Source organism: Streptomyces sp. NPDC051322, from assembly GCF_040689485.1.
Taxonomy (GTDB): Bacteria; Actinomycetota; Actinomycetes; order Streptomycetales; family Streptomycetaceae; genus Streptomyces.
This window is the reverse complement of sequence record NZ_JBFBAK010000002.1, coordinates 727,503-751,660: the sequence shown is the minus strand read 5'-3', so window position 1 is coordinate 751,660 and position 24,158 is coordinate 727,503. Positions and strand designations below refer to the sequence as shown.

General features: G+C 69.7%; 21 protein-coding genes. 9 read left to right on the top strand and 12 right to left on the bottom strand.

All coding sequences use genetic code 11. The annotated features are described in order from the left end of the window. Window positions 1–12: 12 nt before the first annotated feature. Window positions 13–1,002 (bottom strand): NAD-dependent epimerase/dehydratase family protein, encoded by a 990-nt coding sequence (locus AB0436_RS07515; RefSeq protein WP_366466756.1) that lies wholly within the window; start codon window positions 1,000–1,002, stop codon window positions 13–15. Window positions 1,003–1,285: 283 nt separating this feature from the next. Here AB0436_RS07515 and AB0436_RS07510 point away from each other — a divergent pair, with 283 nt between their 5' ends. Beyond that, complete coding sequence (locus tag AB0436_RS07510; protein ID WP_366466755.1) at window positions 1,286–2,230, top strand: polysaccharide pyruvyl transferase family protein; 945 nt, start codon at window positions 1,286–1,288, stop codon at window positions 2,228–2,230. Here AB0436_RS07510 and AB0436_RS07505 read toward each other — a convergent pair. The 3 genes from AB0436_RS07505 to selD all read right to left on the bottom strand — a co-directional run bounded on the left by AB0436_RS07505 (window position 2,200) and on the right by selD (window position 6,383). Then, window positions 2,200–4,545 (bottom strand): glycoside hydrolase family 65 protein, encoded by a 2,346-nt coding sequence (locus tag AB0436_RS07505; protein ID WP_366466754.1) that lies wholly within the window; start codon window positions 4,543–4,545, stop codon window positions 2,200–2,202. The two genes, AB0436_RS07510 and AB0436_RS07505, sit on opposite strands and share 31 nt — an antisense overlap. Beyond that, entirely contained in the window at window positions 4,542–5,279 is a 738-nt protein-coding gene (locus tag AB0436_RS07500) for a beta-phosphoglucomutase family hydrolase (protein WP_366466753.1), read from the bottom strand. The genes AB0436_RS07505 and AB0436_RS07500 overlap by 4 nt, the downstream gene beginning before the upstream one ends. Before the next feature lie 66 nt (window positions 5,280–5,345). Beyond that, entirely contained in the window at window positions 5,346–6,383 is a 1,038-nt protein-coding gene (selD, locus tag AB0436_RS07495) for a selenide, water dikinase SelD (RefSeq protein WP_366466752.1), read from the bottom strand. Between the two features lie 146 nt (window positions 6,384–6,529). Between selD and AB0436_RS07490 the strand changes: the two genes are divergently transcribed. Then, entirely contained in the window at window positions 6,530–7,510 is a 981-nt protein-coding gene (locus AB0436_RS07490) for an SDR family NAD(P)-dependent oxidoreductase (RefSeq protein WP_366466751.1), read from the top strand. Window positions 7,511–7,547: 37 nt separating this feature from the next. On the opposite strand, the gene AB0436_RS07485 is transcribed toward AB0436_RS07490, so the two are convergent. After that, entirely contained in the window at window positions 7,548–8,243 is a 696-nt protein-coding gene (locus tag AB0436_RS07485) for a UdgX family uracil-DNA binding protein (protein ID WP_366466750.1), read from the bottom strand. 62 nt (window positions 8,244–8,305) lie between these two features. Beyond that, on the bottom strand, window positions 8,306–9,490 hold the full coding sequence (locus tag AB0436_RS07480; protein WP_366466749.1) for an alcohol dehydrogenase catalytic domain-containing protein: 1,185 nt from the start codon (window positions 9,488–9,490) through the stop codon (window positions 8,306–8,308). Between the two features lie 342 nt (window positions 9,491–9,832). On the opposite strand from AB0436_RS07480, the gene AB0436_RS07475 reads away from it, so the two are divergent. The 7 genes from AB0436_RS07475 (at window position 9,833) to AB0436_RS07445 (ending at window position 17,435) form a co-directional block, all read left to right on the top strand. After that, entirely contained in the window at window positions 9,833–11,383 is a 1,551-nt protein-coding gene (locus tag AB0436_RS07475; protein ID WP_366466748.1) for an FAD-dependent oxidoreductase, read from the top strand. A 50-nt stretch (window positions 11,384–11,433) separates the two neighbouring features. Beyond that, window positions 11,434–12,636: an acyl-CoA dehydrogenase family protein gene (locus AB0436_RS07470; protein WP_366466747.1), complete on the top strand. Its 1,203-nt coding sequence runs from the start codon at window positions 11,434–11,436 to the stop codon at window positions 12,634–12,636. Then, window positions 12,633–13,487 (top strand): PhnD/SsuA/transferrin family substrate-binding protein, encoded by an 855-nt coding sequence (locus tag AB0436_RS07465; protein ID WP_366466746.1) that lies wholly within the window; start codon window positions 12,633–12,635, stop codon window positions 13,485–13,487. The genes AB0436_RS07470 and AB0436_RS07465 overlap by 4 nt, the downstream gene beginning before the upstream one ends. Continuing rightward, complete coding sequence (locus tag AB0436_RS07460) at window positions 13,484–14,698, top strand: ferritin-like domain-containing protein (protein ID WP_366466745.1); 1,215 nt, start codon at window positions 13,484–13,486, stop codon at window positions 14,696–14,698. The genes AB0436_RS07465 and AB0436_RS07460 overlap by 4 nt, the downstream gene beginning before the upstream one ends. 196 nt (window positions 14,699–14,894) lie before the next feature. Next, window positions 14,895–15,452: a hemerythrin domain-containing protein gene (locus AB0436_RS07455; protein WP_366466744.1), complete on the top strand. Its 558-nt coding sequence runs from the start codon at window positions 14,895–14,897 to the stop codon at window positions 15,450–15,452. 131 nt (window positions 15,453–15,583) lie between these two features. After that, window positions 15,584–16,159, top strand: a complete 576-nt coding sequence (locus tag AB0436_RS07450) for a DUF1360 domain-containing protein (RefSeq protein ID WP_366466743.1) — start codon at window positions 15,584–15,586, stop codon at window positions 16,157–16,159. A 97-nt stretch (window positions 16,160–16,256) separates the two neighbouring features. Beyond that, window positions 16,257–17,435, top strand: coding sequence for a Vms1/Ankzf1 family peptidyl-tRNA hydrolase (locus tag AB0436_RS07445; protein WP_366466742.1), 1,179 nt, complete (start codon window positions 16,257–16,259; stop codon window positions 17,433–17,435). A 67-nt stretch (window positions 17,436–17,502) separates the two neighbouring features. On the opposite strand, the gene AB0436_RS07440 is transcribed toward AB0436_RS07445, so the two are convergent. The 6 genes from AB0436_RS07440 to AB0436_RS07415 all read right to left on the bottom strand — a co-directional run bounded on the left by AB0436_RS07440 (window position 17,503) and on the right by AB0436_RS07415 (window position 24,037). Beyond that, window positions 17,503–18,387 (bottom strand): SigB/SigF/SigG family RNA polymerase sigma factor, encoded by an 885-nt coding sequence (locus tag AB0436_RS07440; RefSeq protein ID WP_366466741.1) that lies wholly within the window; start codon window positions 18,385–18,387, stop codon window positions 17,503–17,505. A gap of 228 nt (window positions 18,388–18,615) precedes the next feature. Further along, on the bottom strand, window positions 18,616–19,380 hold the full coding sequence (locus AB0436_RS07435) for an SsgA family sporulation/cell division regulator (RefSeq protein WP_366466740.1): 765 nt from the start codon (window positions 19,378–19,380) through the stop codon (window positions 18,616–18,618). 25 nt (window positions 19,381–19,405) lie between these two features. Next, on the bottom strand, window positions 19,406–19,747 hold the full coding sequence (locus AB0436_RS07430) for a DUF3140 domain-containing protein (protein WP_366466905.1): 342 nt from the start codon (window positions 19,745–19,747) through the stop codon (window positions 19,406–19,408). A 140-nt stretch (window positions 19,748–19,887) separates the two neighbouring features. Then, window positions 19,888–21,387, bottom strand: coding sequence for a hopanoid C-3 methylase HpnR (gene hpnR / locus AB0436_RS07425; RefSeq protein ID WP_366466739.1), 1,500 nt, complete (start codon window positions 21,385–21,387; stop codon window positions 19,888–19,890). Between the two features lie 87 nt (window positions 21,388–21,474). Beyond that, on the bottom strand, window positions 21,475–23,121 hold the full coding sequence (locus AB0436_RS07420; RefSeq protein ID WP_366466738.1) for an MFS transporter: 1,647 nt from the start codon (window positions 23,119–23,121) through the stop codon (window positions 21,475–21,477). A 13-nt stretch (window positions 23,122–23,134) separates the two neighbouring features. After that, window positions 23,135–24,037 (bottom strand): DMT family transporter, encoded by a 903-nt coding sequence (locus AB0436_RS07415; RefSeq protein WP_366466737.1) that lies wholly within the window; start codon window positions 24,035–24,037, stop codon window positions 23,135–23,137. Window positions 24,038–24,158 lie beyond the last annotated feature (121 nt).

Genomic DNA, 24,158 nt, shown 5'->3' with positions numbered 1-24,158 from the left:
CGTTGGCCTCCGTCAGGACTGCAGAGCCGGATGTTCGGTCAGCGAGGCGAAGTGGGCGATGGTCCGTTTGATGCCGTCCTCCCACGGCACGGTGGGTTCCCAGCCCAGCAGTTCGCGTGCCAGCGTGGTGTCCGGACGGCGCCGCGCGGGATCGTCCGTCGGGCGTTCGATGAACTCGATGCGGGAGTGCGACCCGGTGACCGCCACCACCCGGCGGGCAAGGTCCAGCATGGTGACTTCGTCGCCTCCGCCGATGTTGACCGGGCGGACCGAGTGACTGGCCGCCACCAGCAGTACGCCTTCGACGGTGTCGTCGACGTAGCAGAGCGAACGGGTCTGGCTTCCGTCGCCGGCGACGGTGAGCGGCTCGCCGGCCAGTGCCTGGCTGACGAAAGTGGGCACCGCGCGGCCGTCGTGCGCGCGCATCCGCGGGCCGTAGGTGTTGAACATTCTGACGATGCCCGCGTCGGTTCCCCTGGTCCCGGCGTGGGCGGTGACGAGCGCCTCGGAGAACCGCTTGGACTCGTCGTACACGCTGCGCGGACCCACCGGATTGACGTTGCCCCAGTAGTCCTCGCGCTGCGGGTGCACCAAGGGGTCGCCGTACACCTCCGAGGTGGAGGCGAGCAGGAAGCGTGCGCCGTGGCGGTGCGCCACGGCCAGCATGTTGCGCGTGCCGATACTCCCGACGTCCAGCGTTTCCAGCGGCCAGCGCAAGTAGTCGGCCGGTGAGGCGGGACAGGCGAAGTGCAGGACGAGGTCGTACGGCCCGTCGAGCATCGCGACAGTGTCCGGCGACGAGACATCGCATTCGAGGAACCGGAAGCCCGGCCGATCGGCGAGGTGCTGTACGTTTCCGGCCGATCCGGAGAGCAGGTTGTCCACGCAGTCAACTTCGACATTCGAATCCAACAGCCGCTCACAGAGATGTGAGCCGAGAAACCCGGCCCCGCCCGTCACCGCGGCCCGTCGCCACGGGGCGTGGGTGGTGGTCGATGTCATAACGGGGCCCTCCGTCCATTGATGGTGAGGTTGGCGGTGCGCCCGCGGGTGCACTCCGGGGGTGCCGGCGACCGAACGGAGACGGGAACGGATATCCGCCGGTCCTGGCCGAGTCGCTCACGGTGACCCTTTCGGGCCACAACGACGACAGAGAGTGGAGTTCCCTTGTCAGTCACTTTCACACGTCGAAGCTTTTTGTGCAGCTCCGGATGTCTCGGTGCAGTGGGGTACCCGAACCACCGGAACCTCGCCACGACGGACGTCCCCCGGAAAGGAATGGCGCATGCGCGACCCCGCACTCGACGTACTGGAGACCCTCCGTACGCCGCCGTACGACACCGGTCGTCTCCTGCTGACCGGCTGGTTCAGCTTTCTCGACGGTGAGGTCACCGTCGGTGATCTCATGGCCCAGCAACGGATGTCGCTGGCGCTGGACCAAGCGGGTGTCGCGCACGACACCGCGTGGAGCCCCGGTTTCCGGCCGGGCGCGCTGACGTTGGAGGACGCCGATCCGGCGTCCTACGGCCGGCTGCTCTTCGTCTGCGGTCCTGCGCACGGCGATCAGCTTCTCGCGCTGCACCGCCGCTTCGAGCGGTGCAGGCGGCTCGCCGTCGATGTGACGGTCGTCGATCGCCGGGACCCCGCCGTCACGGCGTTCGACCATGTGGTGGCGCGGGACGGCGTGCCCGGCGGGCCGCGGCTGGACATGTCCGCGACGGCGCCGCTCGGCCGGCGGCCGCCGGTGGTCGGCGTCCTGCTGACAGGCGGACAGGGCGAGTACGGCGCGCTGCGGCGTCACGCGGACGTCAACGAGCGTCTCACCGGCTGGGTCGGTCGGCAGGACTGCGCCCGGGTGGAAGCGGACACCCGGCTGGCCATCGACGACTGGCGGCACTGTGCGACCGCTGAACAGTTCATGGCGCTGGCCGAAAAGTTCGACCTCGTCCTCACCACCCGCCTGCACGGCCTGGTGCTGTCCTTGCGCGCGGGGACACCGGTCATCGCGGTCGACCCCGTGCACGGTGGGGCCAAGGTGTCGGCGCAGGCGCGCGCGTTGCGGTGGCCGGCCCTCGTTGCCGCCGGTGACGGGTCGCCCGCCGTACTGGACGCGTGGTGGTCCTGGTGCCTCTCCCCCGCCGGCCGGGCGGCCGCCGAGCGGCGGGCCCGCCTCATGCACCGGAGAGCAGCGGGAGTCGGTCAGGAGCTCCGGTTCGGCTCCCGGCCCTGAGGTTGCCGCGGTGCGGGCCGTGGTGCGAGACGCGGAATGCGACGGATCTCGGATGTGCCGCGCGGGACGGTGAACAGTTCGCCGTGGTGCCGCATTGTCAGTGATTCTCCCTCGAGCAGCGTGTAGGTGACGTCGGACCGCTTGACCTCCACCTGCAGGCACCGCCCCATGACCTTGAGCTTGAACGCGAGGCGGCTGAACTTCTCCGGCAGCCTCGGCGCGAACTCCAGTGACCCGCCGCGGTGGCGCATGCCGCCGAAGCCCGCGACCAGAGCCATCCAGGTGCCGGCCAGCGAGGCGATGTGCAGCCCGTCGCGGGTGTTGTTCTCCAGGTCTTCCAGGTCCATCAGAGCCGCTTCGACCAGATAGTCGTAAGCAAGGTGCAGATGGCCGACCTCGGCGGCGATGACCGCCTGGCAGCAGGCCGACAGCGAGGAATCCCGGACGGTCAGCGGTTCGTAGTAGTCGAAATTGCGAGCCTTCTGTTCCGCTCCGAAGTAGTCACCGCGCATGTACATGGCCAGCACCAGGTCGGCCTGTTTGACGACCTGCCTGCGGTACAGGTCGAAGTACGGGAAATGGAGCATCAGCGGATACTGGTCGGGGCCTGTGCCGGCGAAGTCCCAGGCTTGGTGGCCGGTGAAGCCGGAGTGCTGTTCGTGCACGCCCAGTTCCTTGTTGTACGGCACCCACATGGCCTCTGCCGCGTCCCGCCAGGCGGCGCTCTCCTCGTCGTCGACCCCGTGCGACGCCGCTTTCTGCGGGTGCCGCTCCACCGCGTCCGCGGCGGCGTGCAGGTTGGCCTGGGCCATCAGGTTCGTGTACGTGTTGTCGTCCATGACCGCGCTGTACTCGTCGGGGCCAGTGACCCCGTCGATGTGGAAGCGGCCGTGGTGGTCATGGTGTCCGAGTGAGCTCCACAGGCGTGCGGTCTCCACCAGGATGTCCACACCGACTTCGCTCTCGAACTCCGTGTCGCCGGTGGCGGACACGTACCGTACGACGGCGTCGGCGATGTCGGCGTTCACATGGAATGCCGCGGTACCGGCCGGCCAGTACGCCGAGCACTCGGCGCCGTCGATGGTGCGCCACGGGAAAGCCGCACCGGCCAGCCCCAACTGAGTCGCGCGGTCGCGGGCGGCCGGGAGGGTTTCGTGGCGCCAGCGCAGCGCCTCCTGCACCGCGTGCGGTGAGGTGTAGGTCAGCAGAGGCAGCACGAAGGCCTCGGTGTCCCAGAAGGAGTGGCCGTCATACCCGGATCCCGTGAGTCCCTTAGCGGGAATCGCACGCTTCTCGGCGCGCGCCCCGGCCTGCAGGACGTGGAAGAGCGCGAACCGGACCGCTTGCTGGATCTCGCCGTCGCCCTCCACCTCCACATCCGCGCCGGCCCAGAACTCGTCGAGATAGCGGCGCTGCTCGTGGGCCAGACCTTCCCAGCCGGTACTCCGCGCTCCGGCCAGCGCGGCGTCGACCTGATCGCGCAGCGCGGGGAGCGAACGGACCCCTGACCATCCGTAGGAGATCATCTTCTCGATCCGCAGGCATTCACCGGGTGCGAGCACCGAGGTGACGGTCAGCCGGCTGACATCACCGCTGCTCTCACAGCTCGTCCGGGTGGGTTCGGGACCGTGGATCACGTGGTCCGCCGCTGTCGCGACGCGGAGCCCGCTGCGAGAGGTACGGTGCACCAGCCGCAGACGCATACCGGAGGCCACGTCCTCCTCCGCAATGAGCGGTGATTCCAGACCGGCCGCGACGCGTGGGTCCTTGGTGGTTTGCGGCAACTGCTCGTTGGCCACCAGCTCGGACTGCACGACGACGCGTACTTCGGCGTCCACCGGCTCGACCTCGTAGGCCACCGCGGCGATGGCCCGCTGGGTGAAGGAGACCAGCCGGGTCGAGCGCACCCGCACCGTCCCGCCGGCCGGTGATGTCCACTCGCAGGTCCTGCGCAACAGCCCGCTGCGCAGGTCGAGTACCCGCTCGTGGGAGTGCAGCTTGCCGTAGCGGAGATCGAACGGTTCGTCGTTGACCAGCAGCCTGATGATCTTGCCATTGGTGACGTTGATGGCCGTCTGGCCGGACTCCGGATAGCCGTAGCCGGCCTCCGCGTAGGGCAACGGGTGCAGCTCGTGCACACCGTTCAGATAGGTACCGGGCAGGCCGAACGGCTCCCCCTCGTCGAGGTTTCCCCGCCAGCCGATATGGCCGTTCGACAGGGCGAAGACCGACTCGCTCTGGGGGAGCACGTCAAGGCTGAGCGCACTCTCGCGCAGCGCCCAGGCTTCGACCGTGTAGAAGGAATGGCTGATCACGAGTGGCCCTCCAGCTCGGCGAGGTCTTCCACGACCCGATCGGCTCCGTGGGCGCGCAGGGCGTCGGCCTGGCCCACCCGGTCCACCCCCACGACGTAGCCGAAGTGGCCGGCCTTGCCGGCGTCCATGCCTGCGAGCGCGTCCTCGAAGACCGCGGCTTCGGCGGGCGCCACCCGGAGCTCACGGGCTGCTTCCAGGAACGTGTCGGGCCGGGGCTTGCCGGGGATTTTCCGCTCGGCCGCGACCACCCCGTCGATCCGCACCTCGAAGAGAGACTGTGCGCCGATCGACTTCAGGATGTCGCGGCAGTTCGTGCTGGACGAGACGACGGCCGTGCGCAGGCCCTTGGCCCTGATGGCTTCCAGGTACTTCAGGGATCCCGGGTAGGCCTCGACCCCCTGGGTGCGGATCTTGTCCAGTACCAGGATGTTCTTGCGGCGGCCGAGGCCCCCCACGGTGTTGTCTTCCGGCGGGTCGTCCGGGCTTCCCTCGGGGAGCGAGATACCGCGGGAGGCGAGAAACGTCCGCACGCCGTCGGCGCGGGGGCGTCCGTCGACGTATTCGTCGTAATCCGCCACCGGGTCGAACGGACGGAAGCCGGGGCCGCCACGCTCACGGAGGAAGGCGTCGAACATTTCCTTCCACGCGGCTGCGTGCACGACCGCCGTCTTGGTGATGACTCCATCGAGATCGAACAGACAGGCCCTGATTCCGTCCGGCAGTCCAAGTTTCATAGAGGGCGCCTTCCCCGCCCGGCGCCTCCGGCATACCTGCCGTGGCTGATTCCGCTCGCACGCCGGTCATCCGCGGATGACGAGGGTGTCCTCCCGGCGGGCCACCAGCTCACCCACCACGGGCGCTCCGGGAATCTCACCGGCGATGAGCAGCCCGCCGGAGGTCTGCGCGTCGGCCAGCAGGAGCCGGGTCTCCTCGTCGGCGTCGCCGAAATCGCAGTGCGGGGCGACCCACTCCAGGTTGCGCCGGGTGCCGCCGCTGACGTAACCGTCCCGGACGGCTGCACGGGCGCCGTCCAGATAGGGCACGGCGGCCGCGTCGATCACCGCGGTCACGCCTGAGGCGCGGGCCATTTTGTACAGATGGCCGAGAAGCCCGAAGCCCGTCACATCGGTGGCGCAGGTGGCACCTGCGCCGACAGCGGCCTCCGCCGCTCCCCGGTTGAGGGCCACCATGGTCGACACCGCCTGTTCGAACCGTTCGCCGGTGGCCTTGTGCCGGTTGTTGAGCACCCCGAGACCGAGTGGCTTGCTCAGCGACAAAGGGGTTCCGGGAGCCCCGGTGTCGTTGCGCAGCAGCCGGGCCGGATCCGCGATGCCTGTCACCGCCATGCCGTACTTGGGCTCCACATCGTCGACGCTGTGACCGCCTCCCATGTGGCATCCCGCCTCCGAGGCGATGTCCAGCCCGCCCCGCAGCACCTCCCTGGCGAGCTCGAAAGGAAGCACCTCGCGCGGCCAGGCCAACAAGTTGACCGCCACGACCGGCTGCCCGCCCATGGCGTACACGTCGGACAGCGCGTTCGCCGCGGCGATCCGCCCCCAGTCGTACGGATCGTCCACCACCGGCGTGAAGAAGTCGGCGGTGACCACGACCGCGGTCCCGCCCGGCCCCGGGCCGGGCAGCGCCACCACGGCCGCGTCATCACCGGTCTCCATGCCGACGACGAGCCGGGAGGCGTGGCGGGCGGACGGCGGGGCGTGTGTCAGGCCCGCGACGATCTCCTCGAGTTCGCCCGGCGGGATCTTGCAGGCACACCCCCCACCGTGCGCGTACTGCGTCAGGCGAACGGGGGTGGCCAGGGCTTCGTCAACGGCTCGCATCGCGCTCCTCAGCAGGGCGTCCACAGATGTTTTCTCACCCGGCAGCCGGTCACTCGGGAAGCAGCCGCATCTCGCCACTGGGCGCTCATGTCCTGCCGGCCGCTCTTGCACCCTACCCATTTCAGGCACATCCAAGGAGGCACCCGATGTCACCTCTGACCGCTCCGCCGTCCATGTCAGGCCTGTCAGCCGTGGTCACCGGCGGCTCACGGGGCCTGGGGCTGCTCATGGCCCGCCAACTGGCTGCGCAGAACTGCACGGTGACGATAGTGGCCCGGGACGGCGAGGAGCTGAAGCGGGCGGATGAACTCCTCCACCAGCGGCCCGGGGCGCACATTCGCACTGCTGTGTGCGACGTGCGCGACCGGGAGGCGGTCCGGGAGATGTTCGACGCCACGGCTCAGGACTGCGGAGGCATCGACGTCGTCATCGCCAATGCGGGGATCATTCAGGTGGCGCCGGTGAAGTCCATCGGCGCCGACGAGTTCGATGCCGCGATGGACACGATCTTCCACGGCGCGCTGCACACATCGCTGGAGGCGCTGCCGCATCTGCGCCGGAGCCGGGCGGGCGGCCGGCTCGCCCTGATCGGTTCGGTCGGCGGTCTGCTCGGGGTACCGCATCTGCTCCCGTACTCCTGCGCCAAGTCGGCCGTGGGTGCACTGGCGGAAGGTCTTTACGCCGAAGCCGCTCCCGACGGCGTCACCGTCACGGCCGTTCACCCGGGGCTGATGCGTACGGGTTCGCATCTGCACGCCGAGTTCGGCGGCCCCCAGCAGCAGGAGTTCGCCTGGTTCTCGGCACTGGCGGGCACGCCGTTGGTCTCGATGGATGCCGGCCGCGCGGCGAAGGCCATCGTCCGGGGTGTGCAGCGGCGGCGGACGCGTATCGTCCTCACGCCTGCGGCCCGGGCGGCGGGCTTCGCTCACGGCGTGGCGCCGGCGCTCACCACCCGGCTCACCGCCCTGTCGGCCAGGGCGCTGCCCGCCGCGGAAGGCGACGGCGGTGCCCTTCGCGAAGGCGCTGCGGTCGAGCCCCCCTCCCACCCGGTGGCGCGGAAGCTCCGCGCCTGGGGCAGCGCACTCAACGACCGTGCCGCCAAGGCTTACAACCAGCGGGCCGCGTAAACCTTTCCCGCGCAGGCCTGCATTGCCGCGCAGGCCTTCATTTCAGGGCGTCGGCGGCCACCCGGAGGTCGGACACCAACCCGCCGTAGGCGCCCTGACGGTCCGTGGCCCTGAGCACGGCCGACGGGTGCACCGTAGCGACCAGACGGTGCGCGCCGTCCCTGGTGACTGAGGCGTCCGCTCGGGCACTGTGGCCCAGCTCCTCCCAGGAAGGCACCGGCAGGAGCAGGCCACGCTGCTCGTTCACCCGGAAGGAACCACCCAACAGGGCTTTGCCCGCGGTGGCCCCGAGAGCCACCACCAGTTCGGGATCGATGACTTTCAGTTCGGCGGACAGCCACGGGCGACACGCCGTCATCTCGTGCAGGCTCGGTGGTTTGTGGATACGGCGCTTGCCCGGCGCGGACTGAGCGAACTTGAAGTGCTTGACCGCGTTCGTGAAGTAGGCGTCGTCTTCCTCGATCCCGGCCTCGGCGAGCGCCTTGCGCAGCAGCCGTCCGGCAGGCCCCACGAAGGGCTCACCGCTCCTGTCCTCCTGATCACCCGGCTGTTCCCCCACCAGCACGATGCGTGCCGTCCTGGTTCCCGAGCCGAACACCGTCCGGGTGGCGCCCTCGAAGAGCGCGCACCCCTGGCAGTCGGCTGCGGCACGCCGCAGCGCCGGGAGACCGCCCCGTGAGGGGAGATAGTCCGCGGCGCTCGACGGCGCGTCCCGCCCGGTGCTGGTGGGCATGCGGCCCGCCTCCTGCGATGTCGGCTCGGTCAGGGCGTGGGCTCGGCCGGCGCGGGTTTCGGTCAGGGCGTGAACAGCACCTTCACCGCGCCGTCCTGCTTCTTCTGGAACATCTCGTACGCGTGCGGAGCCTCGTTCAGCGGCAGGCGGTGAGTCGCGAAGTCGTCGACGCCGAGAGGATCCTCATCGGTGAGGAGCGGCAGAAGATCGTCCACCCAGTGCCATACGTTGGCCTGGCCCATCCGCAGCTGAATCTGCTTGTCGAACATGGTCAGCAGCGGCATCGGGTCGGTCATGCCGCCGTAGACGCCGGAGAGCGATATGGTCCCGCCCCGGCGGACGAGTTCGATCGCCAGCTGCAGGGCGGCCAGCCGGTCGACACCGAAGCGCCGCATCATCTTCGCGGCGACGCTGCCGGGCAGCACCGTGGTCATCTGCTGAGCCCCTTTGGCCGCCGGAGCGCCGTGTGCTTCCATGCCGACCGCGTCGATGACCGCGTCCGGTCCGCGACCGTCGGTGAGGTCACGGACCACCTGCGCGATGTCCTTGCCGTGCTCGTTGAGGTCGAGCGTGTGGACACCTCGCGCCTCGGCCCGGGCGAGCCGCTCCGGTACCAGGTCGATGCCGATGACCAGGCCGGCGCCGCGATGTGCCGCGATGCGAGTGCTCATATCCCCGATGGGCCCGAGCCCGAGCACGGCGACGCTGCCGCCGGGCGGAATCGCCGCGTACTCGACCGCCTGCCAGGCGGTCGGCAGCACATCGGAAAGGTAGACGAAGCGCTCGTCCGGCGGGCCGGGCGGAACGGCGATGGGCAGCGTGTTCCCGAAGGGCACCCGCAGGTACTCGGCCTGTCCGCCCGGCACTTGGCCGTACAGCTTGGTGTAGCCGAACAACGACGCGCCACTGCCGTGCTCGTGCACCTGGGTCGTTTCGCACTGTGACTGCAGTCCGTGCTCACACATGAAGCAGGTGCCGCACGACACGTTGAAGGGGATCACCACGCGGTCGCCCGGACGCAGCGTGGTCACGTCGGGGCCCACTTCCTCAACGATGCCCATCGGTTCATGGCCCAGGATGTCGCCGGCTTCGAGGAACGGCCCGAGCACCTCGTAGAGATGCAGGTCGGACCCGCACAACCCGGTTGTGGTCACCTTCACCACCACGTCGGTGGGGTCCTGGATCCTGGGATCGTCCACGGTGTCCACCTGGACATCGCGCTTGCCGTGCCAGGTCAGTGCTTTCATTGCGTCTGCTCCTCAGTCGGATGGTGCGCGGTCCCCCGAGCCCCGTTCGGCCCTCCTGCGGTGAGCGTCGGCCTCCACGACATTCTTTGGGTGATTTATACCCGTTTTGGTCGGCTTCATCGCGGGCCCGCCCGTTTGTCGAGCCGCCGTCGAAACGAGTGCCCCATCGCGCCGGGGGTATCCGCCATTCGGTGGCATCCGGGCGAGGCGACCGCGAGGGGCCGCGGCGTCGTACACCAAGGTGGTCGGGGAGCCTCATGCACCTGGGCCGAACGGCATGGGTGCGGGTCGGTGCGACGGCTCCGCCGCGTCCGGCACTCGTTCCGACGAAGGAAACAGCTCATGACGGATTCGTTTCAACTTCCGGGCCACGCCGATTCGTTCTGGATGAAGACGAGCGACGCCACGTCCTACCCGGCCCTGGACCGGCACGTCGATGTCGACGTGGCCGTGGTGGGTGGGGGGATCGCCGGACTCAGCACGGCCTGGGAGCTGGCCAGGACGGGCCGGAGCGTAGCCGTCCTCGAGGCCGACCGCATCGCGGCCGGGGTCTCGGGTTACACCACCGCCAAGCTGTCCTCGCTGCACACGCTGGTGTACGACCGGCTGTGCCGGACACGGGGGCAGGAGGCGGCCCACCTGTACGCCCGCTCCCAGCAGGGCGCCGTGGAGCGGGTTGCCGAGATCGTCGCCGAACTCAACATCGAGTGCGATCTGGAGCACCTCAGCGCCTTCACGTACGCCGTTGACCCGGGCGGGACGTCCGCGCTCCAGGCGGAGGCGAAGGCGGCCGCCGACGCGGGCCTTTCGGCGGCCTACGTGACCGAGACCGATCTTCCGTTCGCCGTCAGCGGCGCGGTACGCGTCGACGGCCAGGCCCAGTTCCATCCCCGTAAGTACCTGCTCGCGCTCGCCGAGGATCTGCGGACGCGCGGCGGGCTCGTCTTCGAGCGGACCAGGATCACCGGACTGTCCGAGGGCTCCCCCTGCGAGGTCACAGCCGAGTCCGGCCACAGCGTGACGGCGCGCGATGTGGTGGTGGCGACGCAGTACCCCGTCTTCGACCGCGCGCTGCTCTTCGCCAGGCTGACTCCGCGTCGTGAACTCGCCGTCGCGGCGCCGCTGCCTGCCGATCAGGATCCCGGCGGGATGTACATCACCGAAGAAGAGGGCAAGCGGTCGGTGCGCACCGTCCCGCTCGGTGACGGCCGGCGGCTGCTCATCGTCACCGGCGAGAGTTTCACCCCCGGTACCGGAGAGCCACGCGAGAGGTTTCGCCGCCTGGATTCCTGGATGCACGAGCATTTCGGGGTGGGCGACACCGCCTATCACTGGGCGGCCCAGGACAACGACTCCACCGACAGGGTCCCGCTCGTCGGGCCCTTCCATCCGGGCGCCCGCCACACCTATGTCGCCACCGGCTTCGGTGGCTGGGGCATGAGCGGCGGTGTCATGGCCGGGGGCCTGCTCACCCGCCTGATCAGCGGCGACCCGCCGCCATGGGCCGAGCTGTACGACCCGCGACGGCTGTGGAGCACGCTGCGCGGGGCTCCCGCCCTACTGAAGCAACAGGCCGAAGTCGGCGGTCACTTCATCGGTGACCGGCTGCGGACCAGTCATGTGGGGTCGGTGGCCGACATCCCACCCGGCTCCGGTGCGGTGGTCCGGGTGGACGGGCGGCGCTGCGCCGTCTACCGGGACGAGGGCGGCACCGCCCATGCGGTGTCCGCCCGCTGCACCCACCTGGGCTGCCTGGTGGCCTTCAACGCGGCTGAAACCACCTGGGAGTGCCCCTGCCACGGATCTCGCTTCGGGGTGGACGGCGCCGTCCTCCAGGGGCCGGCCCTCCGGCCGCTCGAAGCGGTGGAGGTGACGGCCGCAAAGGGCGACTGACCTACTCGCAGTTCCCCGACCCACCAGCAGCATGACGAGATGAGGAATTGATGACAGTCACCGCTCCGGCCCACCGTGCCGGTGCCCGCGGGGCCGACGTCCACGGGGCCGGCCCGCACGCCGCCGACTTCCTCGGTGCCGGTCTCGAGTCGGTTCTCCAGGAGACCGTGGCGGCCCAGGCCGACCTGGTGGACCGCGACGGGCGGTTTCCCGCAGAGAGCATCGCTGCTCTCCGGCGCCGGGGTGTACTCGGTCTGATGAGCCCGCGGGAGTTCGGTGGCGGTGGCGCCGGCCTCGCCGAAGCCTGCCACGTCATCGAACGCCTGGCCGCCGTGTGCGGCTCCACCGCCATGGTGCTGCTGATGCACTACGCGGCCACCACCGTGATCGAGGCATACGGTCCCGAGGACGTACGGCGCTCGGTCGCCGACGGCAGCCATCTCTCCACGCTGGCCTTCTCCGAAACGGGAACGCGCAGCCACTTCTGGGTGCCGGCGGGCACAGCGGCCCCCGAGGGTGACGCGGTCCGTCTCGATGCCGAGAAGTCCTGGGTCACCTCGGCAGACCGGGCCGACAGCTACGTCTGGTCGAGCAGGCCACTGAGCTCGCCGGGGCCGATGACGATGTGGCTGGTGCCCAGGGCCTCGGCGGGACTCCACGTGCAGGGTGACTACGACGGATTCGGACTCCGGGGCAACGCGTCGAGTCCGGTGACCGCCACGGGCGTTTCCGTGCCGGCGTCGGCCATGCTGGGCCCCGACGGCGGCGGTCTGGACGCGGCCCTGGAAAAGGTACTGCCGTGTTTCCTGGTGCTGAGTGCCGCCTTCTCGCTCGGTGTCATGGAGGCGCTCACCACGATCGCCCGCGAGCACCTGATGAGCACCCGCTTGGCGCACCTCGACCGGAGCCTGTCGGAGCAGCCGCTGCCGCGGCAGACGTACGCCCGACTGCGGATGCGCACCGACGGGGTGCGCACCTTCCTCGACGACACGTTGACGGCTGTCGCGTCCGGCCGGGAGAACGCAATGCTGCGCGTACTGCAGGCCAAAGCCGTGGCAGCCGAGGCGGCGGGCGAAGTGGCGGATGGCGTCATGCGACTGTGCGGTGGCTCCGCCTTCCGGCGGGAACTGGGTGTGGAGCGAAGGTTCCGGGACGCGCTGGCCGCCCGTGTCATGGCGCCGACGACCGAGGCGCTGTACGACTTCGCCGGCCGCGCCGAGTTGGGCCTGCCGCTGTTCGAGGAGGCCCGGTGAAGGCGCTGGTGATGGGAGCGGTGGCGTACGACCCCAAAGTCGTCACGATCTGGGAAGGGTTCCGCTCCTGGCTCCGCGGCCAGGGCCTGCCGTTCGACTTCGTCCTGTATTCGCATTACGAACGTCAGACCGAGGACCTCGTCGACGGCCGCCTGCAAGCCGCTTGGCAGTCTCCGCTCGCCTGGGTCCGCACACGGCGCCTGGCTGCCGCCCGCGGTGTGGACGTCAGTCCGCTGGTCATGCGTGACACCGACCGGGATCTGACCTCCGTGGTGGTGGTCGGGTCCGACTCTCCGTACACCTCGGTGGCCGACCTCAAGGACCGGACCGTGGCAGTGGGGGCCGTCGACTCGCCCCAGGCCACCCTCCTTCCGCTGTCGTACCTGCGGCGGTTCGGTCTGCGGTCGGACGACACCTTCCGGGTGCGCCGCTTCGACACCGGGGTCGGCCTGCACGGCGACCACATCGGCGGCGAGCGGGAGGCCGCCCGGGCGCTCGTCGCCGGGGAGGTGGCGGCGGTCTGCATGATCGATGCCAATCACCTGCTGTTCGGCCGCGACAGCACCCTGCCACCGGGCAGTACCCGGATCCTGGCGCGGACGGAGCCGTACGATCACTGCCTCATGGCGGGTGGCGGAACGCTTTCCGCGGAGCTCGCCGCCACCTTCACCGGTCTGCTGCTTTCCATGTCGTACGCCGACCCGGAGGTCCGCCGCCTGCTCGACCTCGAAGGACTCACCGCATGGTGTCCGGGGCGGGAGAGCGGCTACGGCGCGCTGACCACCGCGGTGGACGAGGCGGGCTTCTATGCCGCGGACGGCCGGGTGACGGCAACGGGCTACCACCCGTGACGTCCGGGGAGCCGCCTGCCGTACGGGTGGACCTGGGCGATCTGGGCTTCGAGCGGGGCGCCCATCTGCTGGTGCAACGGGCGCTGGCGCAGGTGCCTCCCGGCACAGCCATCCACGTCGTCGGCCATGATCCGGCGCTGGCCGTGCACTTGGCGGTCTGGTGCCGTCGGGAGGGCCATCGCGTCCTTCCGAACCCGTCCGCGGACGGGTTCGCGGGGGCCCGGGTCGTAGGGGGCCGGGCCGCGCTCGACCGGTGGCACGGCGCCGAGCGGGCCGGCGGACCCGCCCCCGCCGAGACGGTCGCCAGGCCGCCGCTGCACTGGGGGCTCGCCGCCCGCGGCGCGCTGGTCGAGGCGGGCGGTCCGGACGTACTGTTCGGCGTCACCGAGCGCAGTATCGCCTGGGCGGATCTGGCCCCCCGGTTGTACGCGCACGCGGCTGCCGCCCAGTGGGATCCCGCCTCGGCGGTGCCGTGGGACGCGGACTTCCACCTGCCGGACGAGGTGGAGAACGCCGTGGTGCAGGTGATGACATATCTGGTGGAGAACGAACAGGCCGCGCTGGTCATCCCCGGCCGGCTGCTCGCGCAGGTACACCCGCACTTCCGGGAGGTCCTGCAACTGCTCGCCGTGCAGGCCGCCGACGAGGCCCGGCATGTCGAGGTGTTCACCCGCCGGGCACTGCTCAAGGGCGGGCGGATGGGCACCTCGTCCGCCGGTGGCCGTGCTTCGCTTGCCACCCTGGTGTCCGAGCCGGATTTCACCATCGCTTCGTTTCTGCTGTCGGTACTCGGTGAGGGGAGCTTTCTCCATCTGCTCTCCTTCCTCGACCGGCACGCCCCTGATCCCGTGACCCGCCGGATCACCCGGCTGGTCCGTCAGGACGAGGCCAGACATGTGGCCTTCGGGGTGGCTCACCTCGAACACCAGGCGTCGCTCGATCCGAGCCTCCGTGCCCGCCTGCGCGCCGCGGTGGAGCGCCGTCATGAGGCTCTCGTCGACACCGCGGGGCTGAACCAGGACGTCTTCGACGCGCTGGTGGTCCTCGCCGCCGGCTCGTGGACTTCCGCGGCGATCGCCCACGGGTACAGCGCCGTCCAGTCCTTGCAGGCGGAGATGGACGAAGGCCGCCGCCACCGGCTCGTCCGCCTGGGCTTTCCCGATGACGAGGCTGGCGAACTGTCCCTGCTGCACACGCGCAACTTCATGTAACGCAACCCGCACCGCTACGGGCCGACCGCTCGCGAGCGAATGCCTCGCCCGTCGGAGTGAGTTCCGCTCCGCCCGGCGTAGCTCCGGTGGTCGGTGCGGTACATCGCTTCTTGCCCGACCTGCCGGGTGGGCGCAGCAGCTGAAACGGAGCGGAGCACCCTCACGCGCCGGTACAACGACGAAGGGACTGGCCGAGATGGCACACGGCGGGAACGTGATCGCGGAGCTCACCACCGATCACCGCGAGGTGGATGCGCTGTTCACGAAGATCGAGGAGCAGCCGCTGGGAAATCCCCGCCGGCGGGAACTGGCGGACGAACTGACGGCGGAGCTGGTTCGGCACTCCGTCGCGGAGGAGCAGTATCTGTACCCGGCGGTGCGGGCGCACGTCGAAGGGGGCGAGGAACTGGCGGACAAGGAGATCGGCGACCACGCCAAGGTGGAGCAGCTGCTCAAGGATCTCGAGGGCCTGACCGCGGAGGACACCAATTTCGACAACCTGGTGGCGAAGCTGAAGTTCGAGGTCGCCGATCATGTGCGGGACGAGGAAGGACGGCTGTTCCCCATGCTGACCGCCGCCTGTACACCGCAGATGCTCGACGAACTCGGTGACAAGGTCCGCCGCGCCAAGCAGACGGCGCCGACCCGTCCGCATCCCTCCGCTCCGAGCGCCCCGCCCGCGAACAAGCTCCTCGCACCTGGTGCGGGTCTCGTGGACCGGGCCCGCGATCTCCTCAGCGGTCGCAGCCACTGAGCAGCAGGTGCGGGACGCGGCGACCAGGGTACCCGGCCGTCTCGAAAGCCGTAGGCACCATCGAGGCCGGTCAGCACCGAAGACGGTGGGCGCGGAAGCCGGCAGCACCCGGACGTGAGCGGGAGACAGTCATGGCATTCAATCCCCTGGAAGCAGCGCAAGATCCCGAAGGCCCGATCAACCCCTCTCCCTCGACCGACGACGCGAGCGGTGGGGGCTCCTCGGAGGGCGGTGGCTACGCACCGGACGAAGAGCTGCCGCTGGCCGGTTACGCCACGCTTGCCGCGGTCTTCACCGGCGGTGCCGGGCTGTTCGCGCTCTGGGCGCGCAGAAGCGGACGGGCGCTGCCGTCCGACGTGCCTCCGTGGGACCTGTTCCTGCTCGGCGCCGCCACCTACAAGACGTCGCGCCTGGTGGCCAAAGACAAGATCACCAGTTTCGTCCGAGCGCCTTTCACCAGGCGCCAGGAGGTGATCAGTGCCAGCGAAGTCACGGACGTGCCCCGCGGACACGGCCTGCGTCTGGCCACCGGGGAGCTGTTGGCGTGCCCGTTCTGCCTGGGAGCGTGGGTCGCCGGCGGACTCCTCTGTGGATACGCCACTGTCCCCCGTGCCACTCGGCTGGTCGCAGCCGGACTCACCGCCGCCACCGTCTCGGACTGGCTTCAGTACGCCTGGAGCTTCACCCAGCAGCAAGTGGACAACTGATCGGGGCCGAGGAAACCCGCGCCCTATGCCCGCGTAACGCCTACTTCGTCGGGTACTCGCTCCTCCCGGAAGACTCTCACCGATTCCTGGAGAAACCATGAAGCTCGCACCTCTCGCGCCGCTCTTCGAGCGTCCGGGACCCTGGGCTACCGTCTACGTCGACACCTCCGTCGCCGATGAAGCGACTCTGGACCGGCGGGAGCTGCAAGCCCGGCAGGTCACTCGGGATCTGACCGAGCAAGGGGCCGACGAAGCCACCTGCCGGGCGGTCCGTGAGGCGCTCGGCGCCTACTCGCACGGCGCAGGCGCCGCTGGGCGCGCGCTCTTCGCGGCCCATGGCGAAGTGGTTCTTGATCCCCCGCTGAGTGTCCGGCCTCCCCGCGAATCGTCCAGCACCTGGTCACCACTGCCGCATGTCGGACCGCTGCTGGAACTGGCGCCGGCCGAACCCGTCTGTCTCGTCGCCTACATCGACCGCACCGGAGCCGACTTCGAGCTGCGCACCGAGGTCGAGAAGCAGCCGGCGGGCCAGGTGACCGGCAGGACCTGGCCCATCCACCGCACCTCGTCCGTCGACTGGTCGGAACGTCACTTCCAGCTGAGCGTGGAGAACACCTGGGAGGAGAACGCGCAGACCGTCGCCGAGGCACTGCAGAGGTGCCAGGAGGAGACCGGCGCCGACCTGATAGTCCTGGCCGGTGACGAGCGGGAACGACGGTACGTACGGGATCGTCTCCCGCAGAATCTGGCGGCCACGGCGGTCGAAACGGATCGGGCCGGCCGCGCGGCGGGCTCGGCGACCCCGCTGCTCGACGAGGACATCGCGCGGGCACGCGAGGAGTACGTCCGCCGCCGCACGGCCGATGAACTGGAACACTTCCAGGAGGCCAGGACGCTCTCCGGCGGGCACCTGGACGCCGCGGAGGGGATACCGGCTCTGATCGAGGCAGCCCGCGAGCATCGCATCGACACCCTGTTCCTGCGGCCGGACGGCCCGGATGTGCACCGCGAGATCTGGGCGGGCCCGGACCCCGACCAGATCGCACTGCGTCGTACCGATGCCCGGTCCCTGGGTGAGCCGGAGCCCTTCGCCGCTCCCGCGGACGACGCCCTGCTGCGTTCGGTGGCGATGACCGACGCGGAAGCCGTGCTCCTGCCCACGAACGACGCCGGGGACGGCGACTCCGCCGGAACGACACCGGTCGGTGGTCTCGGGGCGTTGCTGCGCTGGTCCTACGGCGGCGAGCACTCACAGCCGGAGGCCGGCACCCGGTGACCCGACACCGGACGCCCCGGTCCTCGGTCCTCAGCGGTCAGCACTCAGCGGATCACCGAGGCGCGGGTCACCGAGGCCTTGAGGACCGGGCGTCGACTCGGGCGTCGTGCCGCCCTCGTGCACCGGCTGCCCCGCCACCGTCTCCCTCCGCGCCGACTGGCCGCCCGGGTGCGCGCTCACGTAGCGCCTGCTCCCGTATGCGGGCGCACGTCCTGCTGATCAGCCGCGATATGTGCATCTGGGAAAGCCCCAGTTCGGCACCGATCTGGCTCTGCGTCATGCCGCGGAAGAACCGCAGGTAGAGCACCTTCTGTTCCCGCTCGGGCAAGCGGCGCAGAGCGGGCTTGACGGCCTCCCGGGCCAGAATGACGTCGAACGCCGCGTCCGGTGCGCCCACCGTGTCGCTGAAGCTGAACCCACCGTCGGTGCCCAGCAGCTCCGCGTCGAGCGACAGGGCCGTGAAGCTGTCCAGCGCCTCCAGCCCGGACCGCACATCGTCCTGGCTCAGTCCTGTGTGGGCAGCGATCTGCTCGATGGTCGGCTCCCTGCTGCCGCTCGCCTGGAGTTCCTTGCGCGCGGCGCGCACCGTGTTACGCAGATCCTGCACGCGACGCGGTACATGCAACGTCCACATACGGTCGCGGAAGTGCCGTTTGATCTCTCCGGTGATCGTCGGGACGGCGTAACTTTCGAACGCCCCGCGCTCGACGTCATAACCGTCCACCGCTTTGACCAGTCCGAGGGCTGCTACCTGGCGCAGGTCCTCGAGGAACTCTCCCCGGTTGCGGAATCGGCTCGCTATGCGTTCGGCCATCGGCAACCAGGCCCTGACCAGCTCCTCCCGCACCGCATCACGTTCCGGACCGCAGGGCAGAGTCGCCAGGCGTTTGAAGGCGGCGGATGTGTCAGGGGAGTCGTCGTGCGGGCGGCGGGACGGGGCGGGAGTTCGCATTCGATCTGCTCCTCGGGCATGCAGCCGGACGGATCTCCGCGGGACCAGCTCACCGGACCGGGCCTGCCGGGGCCACGGCATGCGATGCGCCGCTCCCACGGCGCGTGCCTACTGGCCGAAGCACGAAAAATCGCCTGCCCCACCATTCACCCATCAAACAGCCCACCGTGCCACCGCACTACCGGCCGCACGGGAGCCCGGCGCGCCCCTCGGACGGTCTCTGTCGGGCTACGAGTCGGCGATAAGGTGGCGGGCTTCGGCGTCCCAGTCGACGTGCTCGCCCTCCCGTTGCGGTGGCACGACCTCGAAGGTGCGGGACAGCCATGCCGCGAGCCTCGAGTGATCCACTTCGAACAGGGCCCCGTCCTCCTCCGGGCCGAGCCGCAGGCGCAGCGTTCCGGACGCGCCGCGCCCCGAGGCCGGCCACACCCGTACGTCGCCCATCCCCGCTGGTGCGTCCATTCCGGCCTGCAGCAGTTCCCGAGAAAGCCGCCAGCATGCCTGCTCCGCCTCACCGGCACCCAGCGTCAGCGTGACCACGAAGGGATCCGCAGGTGCGTACGCGAACCGCGCCAACAGCGTGAGTCCACGCTGGAGTCCGGGGTAGTGATGGGCCGCCATGGTGATGCTGAGGCTGCGAGCGGCCGGGAGTCCCGGCTCGGGGGCGCTCCGGTCGGTCGCCGGCAAGGACGTGATGATGTTGAGCACATCGTGGAGACCTGCGAGCCGTACCACTTTGCGGGTCAGCGGCTCGCGCAGCAGGACCAGCAATCGGTGCCCGTCCTCGTCGGCGCACTGGTGGCACCCCAATAGCACAGCCAAGCCGGACGCATTCAGCAGCGGAGCGTGCACGTCGAGCACATAGCTGTCCTGCGTCTCCCCGTCGATGAGATCGAACAGCTGTCGCTGAATGGTCGATGCGTTCTCACCGTCGATGACGTCGTGCACCTCGATCACCAGACAGTCCGCGTCACGACGGGAGAGAATCAGCATGTCGGCCCTCAGAATGCCGTAGGCGTCAGGCCGACGCCTTGAGTGGGTCGTGTCCCAGCCGCATCAGTTGATGACGCCATTGCGTCCCTCCCGCTTCGGGATCGTTGTCGGTGGCATCGCCGCGCCGGCTTTCGACGCTGTCGACGACGAAGTACATGACACGCACGTCCTCGTCGGTCACATCGGTCCGCCGCTTCTGCAGAATGGAGAGGACCTGCTGACCGATTCCCGCTCCGGCGTCCTCCGGCAGAGATTCACTGTCCTCGGCCGCGTCGTCGACACGGAGCCAGGCGGCCAGCTCTTGCGAGGTCATGTTGACCGCGCTGTGAAATCCCTCCCACAACGCGTCGAGCTCCAGCTCGGAGATGTCTGCCACGGAGTCCTCCCTGCGCTCTGCGCCCACTGTTGACGCTGAGAGTGCGGATCGGTGGTCGGTGCGCCGTTCGGCGCACCGGGCATGCGAGTGCCCGGCGCCCGGCGGGCGAAACCTCCCGGTGACGTCCCCGGCTATTCGGCGGCGGGCGCGGCCGGTGAGCGCCGCGCAGCCGGCTTGGTGTGGATGTACAGGTCCTGACGGTTGGGGGTACTGGGCTGTTTCGGCAGGGGCAGTTCGTACCGGACGTGACGCTGGTGATCGGCGAGTTGGCGCCCGGGGTTGTAGACCTGGGTGAACTTCCAGAGCATCCTGGCGAAGTTGGTCTGCCCGTGTGCGAGATTGCGACCCAGTACGCCCAGCGCCCCGATGGCGGTACTCAGGCCCAGGTGCTTGCGGTTGATGACCGACTGGGTACGGACGAGTTCCCGATAGAAGACGTCCAGTGGCAACGTCGTCGGTACCACGGCGTGCTGGATGTCGAAGAGCCGATAGTCCCGTGTGGTCAACTGGCGGGCCTCCGTGTGCCAGATCTCGGTCCCCGGGTAGGGGGTCATCACCGTGAGGTGCACGATCTCCGGAACGGACAGGGCGAACTCCCTGACGACGCGGAACCGTTCCTCGTCCCAGGCCGGGTCGACGATGAGGTTGATCGCCACACTGATCCCCAGCTTCCGCGCCACCTCCAGGGCCCGGATGTTCTCGTCGGGGCTCACCCGTTTCCGGTACAGGTCGAGGCCATCGGCGTCGATGGCCTCCATACCCAGGAACATGTAGCGAAGTCCCAGGCGGGTCCAGCGCTCGAACACCTCCTGGTTGCGCAGCAACACGTCACTGCGCGTCTCCAGGTAGTACTTCTTCCGGATACGGCGGCGCTCCAGTTCGGCGGCGATGCCGTGACCGTGCTCGGGACGGATGAACGCCACATCGTCGACGATGAACACGTTGGGTTCCCGGATGGAGGCCATCTCCTCCGCCGCGGCCTCGGCGGACGCCTTGCGGTAGCTGCGGCCGTAGAACGTCCACGCGGAACAGAACGAACAGTCCCAGGGACAGCCACGGGTGAACTCGATGGAGGCGCAGGGGTCGAGTTCACCGATGAAGTACCGGTTGCGCTTGCGCATGAGGTCACGTGCCGGCCGGGGGAAGTCGAGGGTCTCCAGCATGGTCGGTGCCGGTCCGCGGCCTTCGGCGCAGACCACCCCCGGTACCGTCTTCAGCCCGCCGTCCCGAGCGGCCTGAAGGAGCGGTACGATCGCTGGTTCGCCCTCTCCGCGCACGATCGCGTCGACGGCACCGTCCGCCTGGGCCAGCACGTGCTCGGCGATGAACGAGATGCTGTGGCCGCCGAAGAAGACGAAACACCCCGGCACCGTCGCCTTGACCTGCTGCGCGATCTCGATGGCCTCGGGGACATTGGCCAGGTAGTTGAGTGAGATGCCCAGCGCTTCCGGAGCGAAGGAGGCGATCTCCCGGTCCAGGAGACCGCGTGACAGGACCTGCAGGTCCACCACCCGCACGTCGTGACCGGCGTCCCGGGCGGCTGCCGCGACCCGTTCCAGACCCAACGGCTCCAGACGGAGAAAGATCTCCGAGTACATCAGCGAACTCGGATGGACGAGCATCAGACGCATGTGATGCCTCCGGTCGACAGCAGGGCTCTCCTTTATCCCGTTCCGCCGGCACACCCGTGCTGAGGCTCGCCGCCGGCCTGCCACATGTCACCTCTTTGTCTGTCGCTCCGCCCGGGCCGCGAGCACCCGGGCTGAAGCATCGGCGGTGGCGACGTCGCGCGGGTAGGTGCGCAGAGCTGCCAAGCCCAGCAGACCTGCGGCGATCAGTGGAATGAGGGCGAGCAGAAACGTGTACTCCAGCCCGTCGGGACCACCGAACACCTGCGTCGACACCCAACCGAACAGGGTGGGCGCCGCCGCCTCCCCCACGGTGCGCAGCAGCGTCCGGACTCCCTCCGCCCGGCCCCACATCAACGGATGGATGATGTCCAGTCGAGCGGCGTCCAGTGGCGGGTTCGCCGCACCGAGCAGAGCGGTACCGCAGATCAGGAGCGGCAGCGCGACGAGCAGTGAGGTGCTGTAGAGGGCGGGTGCCACCAGCAGGGGAAGGGCGAGCAGACACACCGTGGGTACCAGCACCCGGGCGTTGGCCCGGTCCCGGCTCAGCAGCCGGTCGGCGACACGGCCGCCGAGGAGCACGCCGGCCAGGGCCCCGATCCCCACCACCAGTACCAGGGAACTGGCGACCGACGTGCTCACCCCGTAGTGGTGGGTCATGAACAGGGTGGCGAAGGAGCGCAGCCCGGCGAAGAAGAAGTAGCCGAGCGCGGAAGCGATGATCAGAACCAGATTGGTACGGACCCGCAGGACGTACACGACGGTGCGCCACAGCGGGATCTTGCGCGGGTCGGAACGGAGCACCAGCCGCTCGTCCGGCTGTACACCACTGCGCTCCACGGCCAACTCTGCCGCGCTCCGCTCCGGTGGCCCGCCGTCCCCGCCGGGATCACCCGGCGAAGCGCCATTCGGCTGCGACCGGTCGGCGGTGATCTCCCGTTCGTCCTGGATGCGTTCCTGTCCTGGCTGGATATGGCCCTGTCCGCCGCGGGCCGGCTCAGGGAGCCGCGCGACCGCCCAGACCAGGAGCAGGCCGGGGATCACCAGCCACCAGAAGGCGAACCGCCAGCCGAGCGCGGACCCTACGATGCCGGAGACCGCGAAGCCCAGACCGGTGCCCAGCAGTTCGCCGCCGAGGACAGCCCCGTACATCCGGGCGCGGTCCCGTACCGGGAAGAAGTCCCCGATCAGCGAGGCGACGGTGGGGCCCGCCGTGGCGGAGACGGCGCCCAGGGCCGCCCGCGCGACCAGCAGCCACAGGTAGGACGGGGCCATGGCGGACATGGCGGTGGCCGCCACCCACAGTGCGGTGCTGGCGGCGAGCAGGCGGGTGCGGCGCACCCGGTCGGTGAGGATCCCCACCGGAATGGTGCAGGCTGCTCCCACCAGGGAGACCACGGTGAGCAGCAGGCCGATCTCGGTGTTGTTGATACCGAAGGCGTGCTTGAGCGGGCCGGCCATCGTGGAGACCGCGCCCTTGTCCGCCCCGTCCAGCCCGAGGATGGCACCGAGGACCAGGACGGCTCTGGTCCGCGCCGCCCCGCCGAGAGCGCGGTGCACCTTTTCTCTCAGCCGGGGGATCAGCCGGTTCTTACGGCCCGGCCGGTTCTCGCGGCCCGGCCGGTTCTCGCGGCCCGGCCGGTTCTCGCGGCCCGGCCGGTTCTCGCGGCCCGGCCGGTTCTCGCGGCCCGGCCGGTTCTCGCGGCCCGGCTGGTTCTCGGGAGCCCGGCCGCTCACGAAGGAGCCGCGTTCATGGGTTCTCCGCCTCGCCGTGGCCCCGGGGCGTCTTCTCCTCCTGCCGGCCGGCCTCCCCGGCGAGCAGCGGGGAGCGGGTCAGCATGATGACCGCGCCCGCCACGACGAGGGCGGCCACGACCGACAGAATGATGAACACCCCGCCGCGTACCTCCTCGCCGAAGACGAGGACGCCCCACAGGATGGAGACGACGGGGTCCGCCATGGTCAGTCCGGGCTGGGTGGCCAGCAGGCGGCCGGCCTGCATCGCCGACTGCAGCAGGAACATCGCTCCGGCGCCGGCCACGATCATGGCGTACACCTGCCAGCTGGTGAACAGGGCGGCGACGCCCTGGGAGTACGTCTGCGTCATGCCTTTGATCAGGGCAGCCGTGAAACCGAAGCCGCACCCGGTCGCCACACCCAGCAGCGCTGCTCTGCGCGCGCCGGGCGGTGTCGTCCGGGCCCACCACACGAGGGCGCCGACCAGCAGCAGGTTGACGCAGGAGGCGACCGCCCACAGCCGTCCGGAGACGTCGGCGCTGGAGCCCGCGGACGGCGACAAGAAGTACAGCAGTCCGGCCAGGCCGGCAGCCATCGCCGCCGAAGCGCCCCACTCACGCGCGCCCAGCCGGCTCCGGAACACCAGCGCGGAGAGGAGCAGCGTCACGGGAAGTTCCAGCACGAGCACCGGTTCCACCACCGAGAGGCGGCCGTTGCTCAGCGCGACCGCCTGCAGGAGGAAACCGACGATGATGGACAGGATTCCGGCGAACCACACCGGCCTGTGCAGCAGAGACAGGAGCAGCCGCCAACTCAGGTTCTCGCTCTCCGGCTGGTCCCGCGCCGCCTTGCGCTGGAGGACCGAGGCCGCGGCATTCGCGACAGCGGCCAGCACGGCGAGCAGGACACTCAGCAAGAACCGCTCCTGGGGTGTGGGCTGCTGCGAGCCTACGAGAGAGAGCGCGAGAACCCGGCGTAACACGCGCTGCGCCCGAAGATGCATATCTCAGCCGGTCCTGATGCGTGCCCTGTCCCGG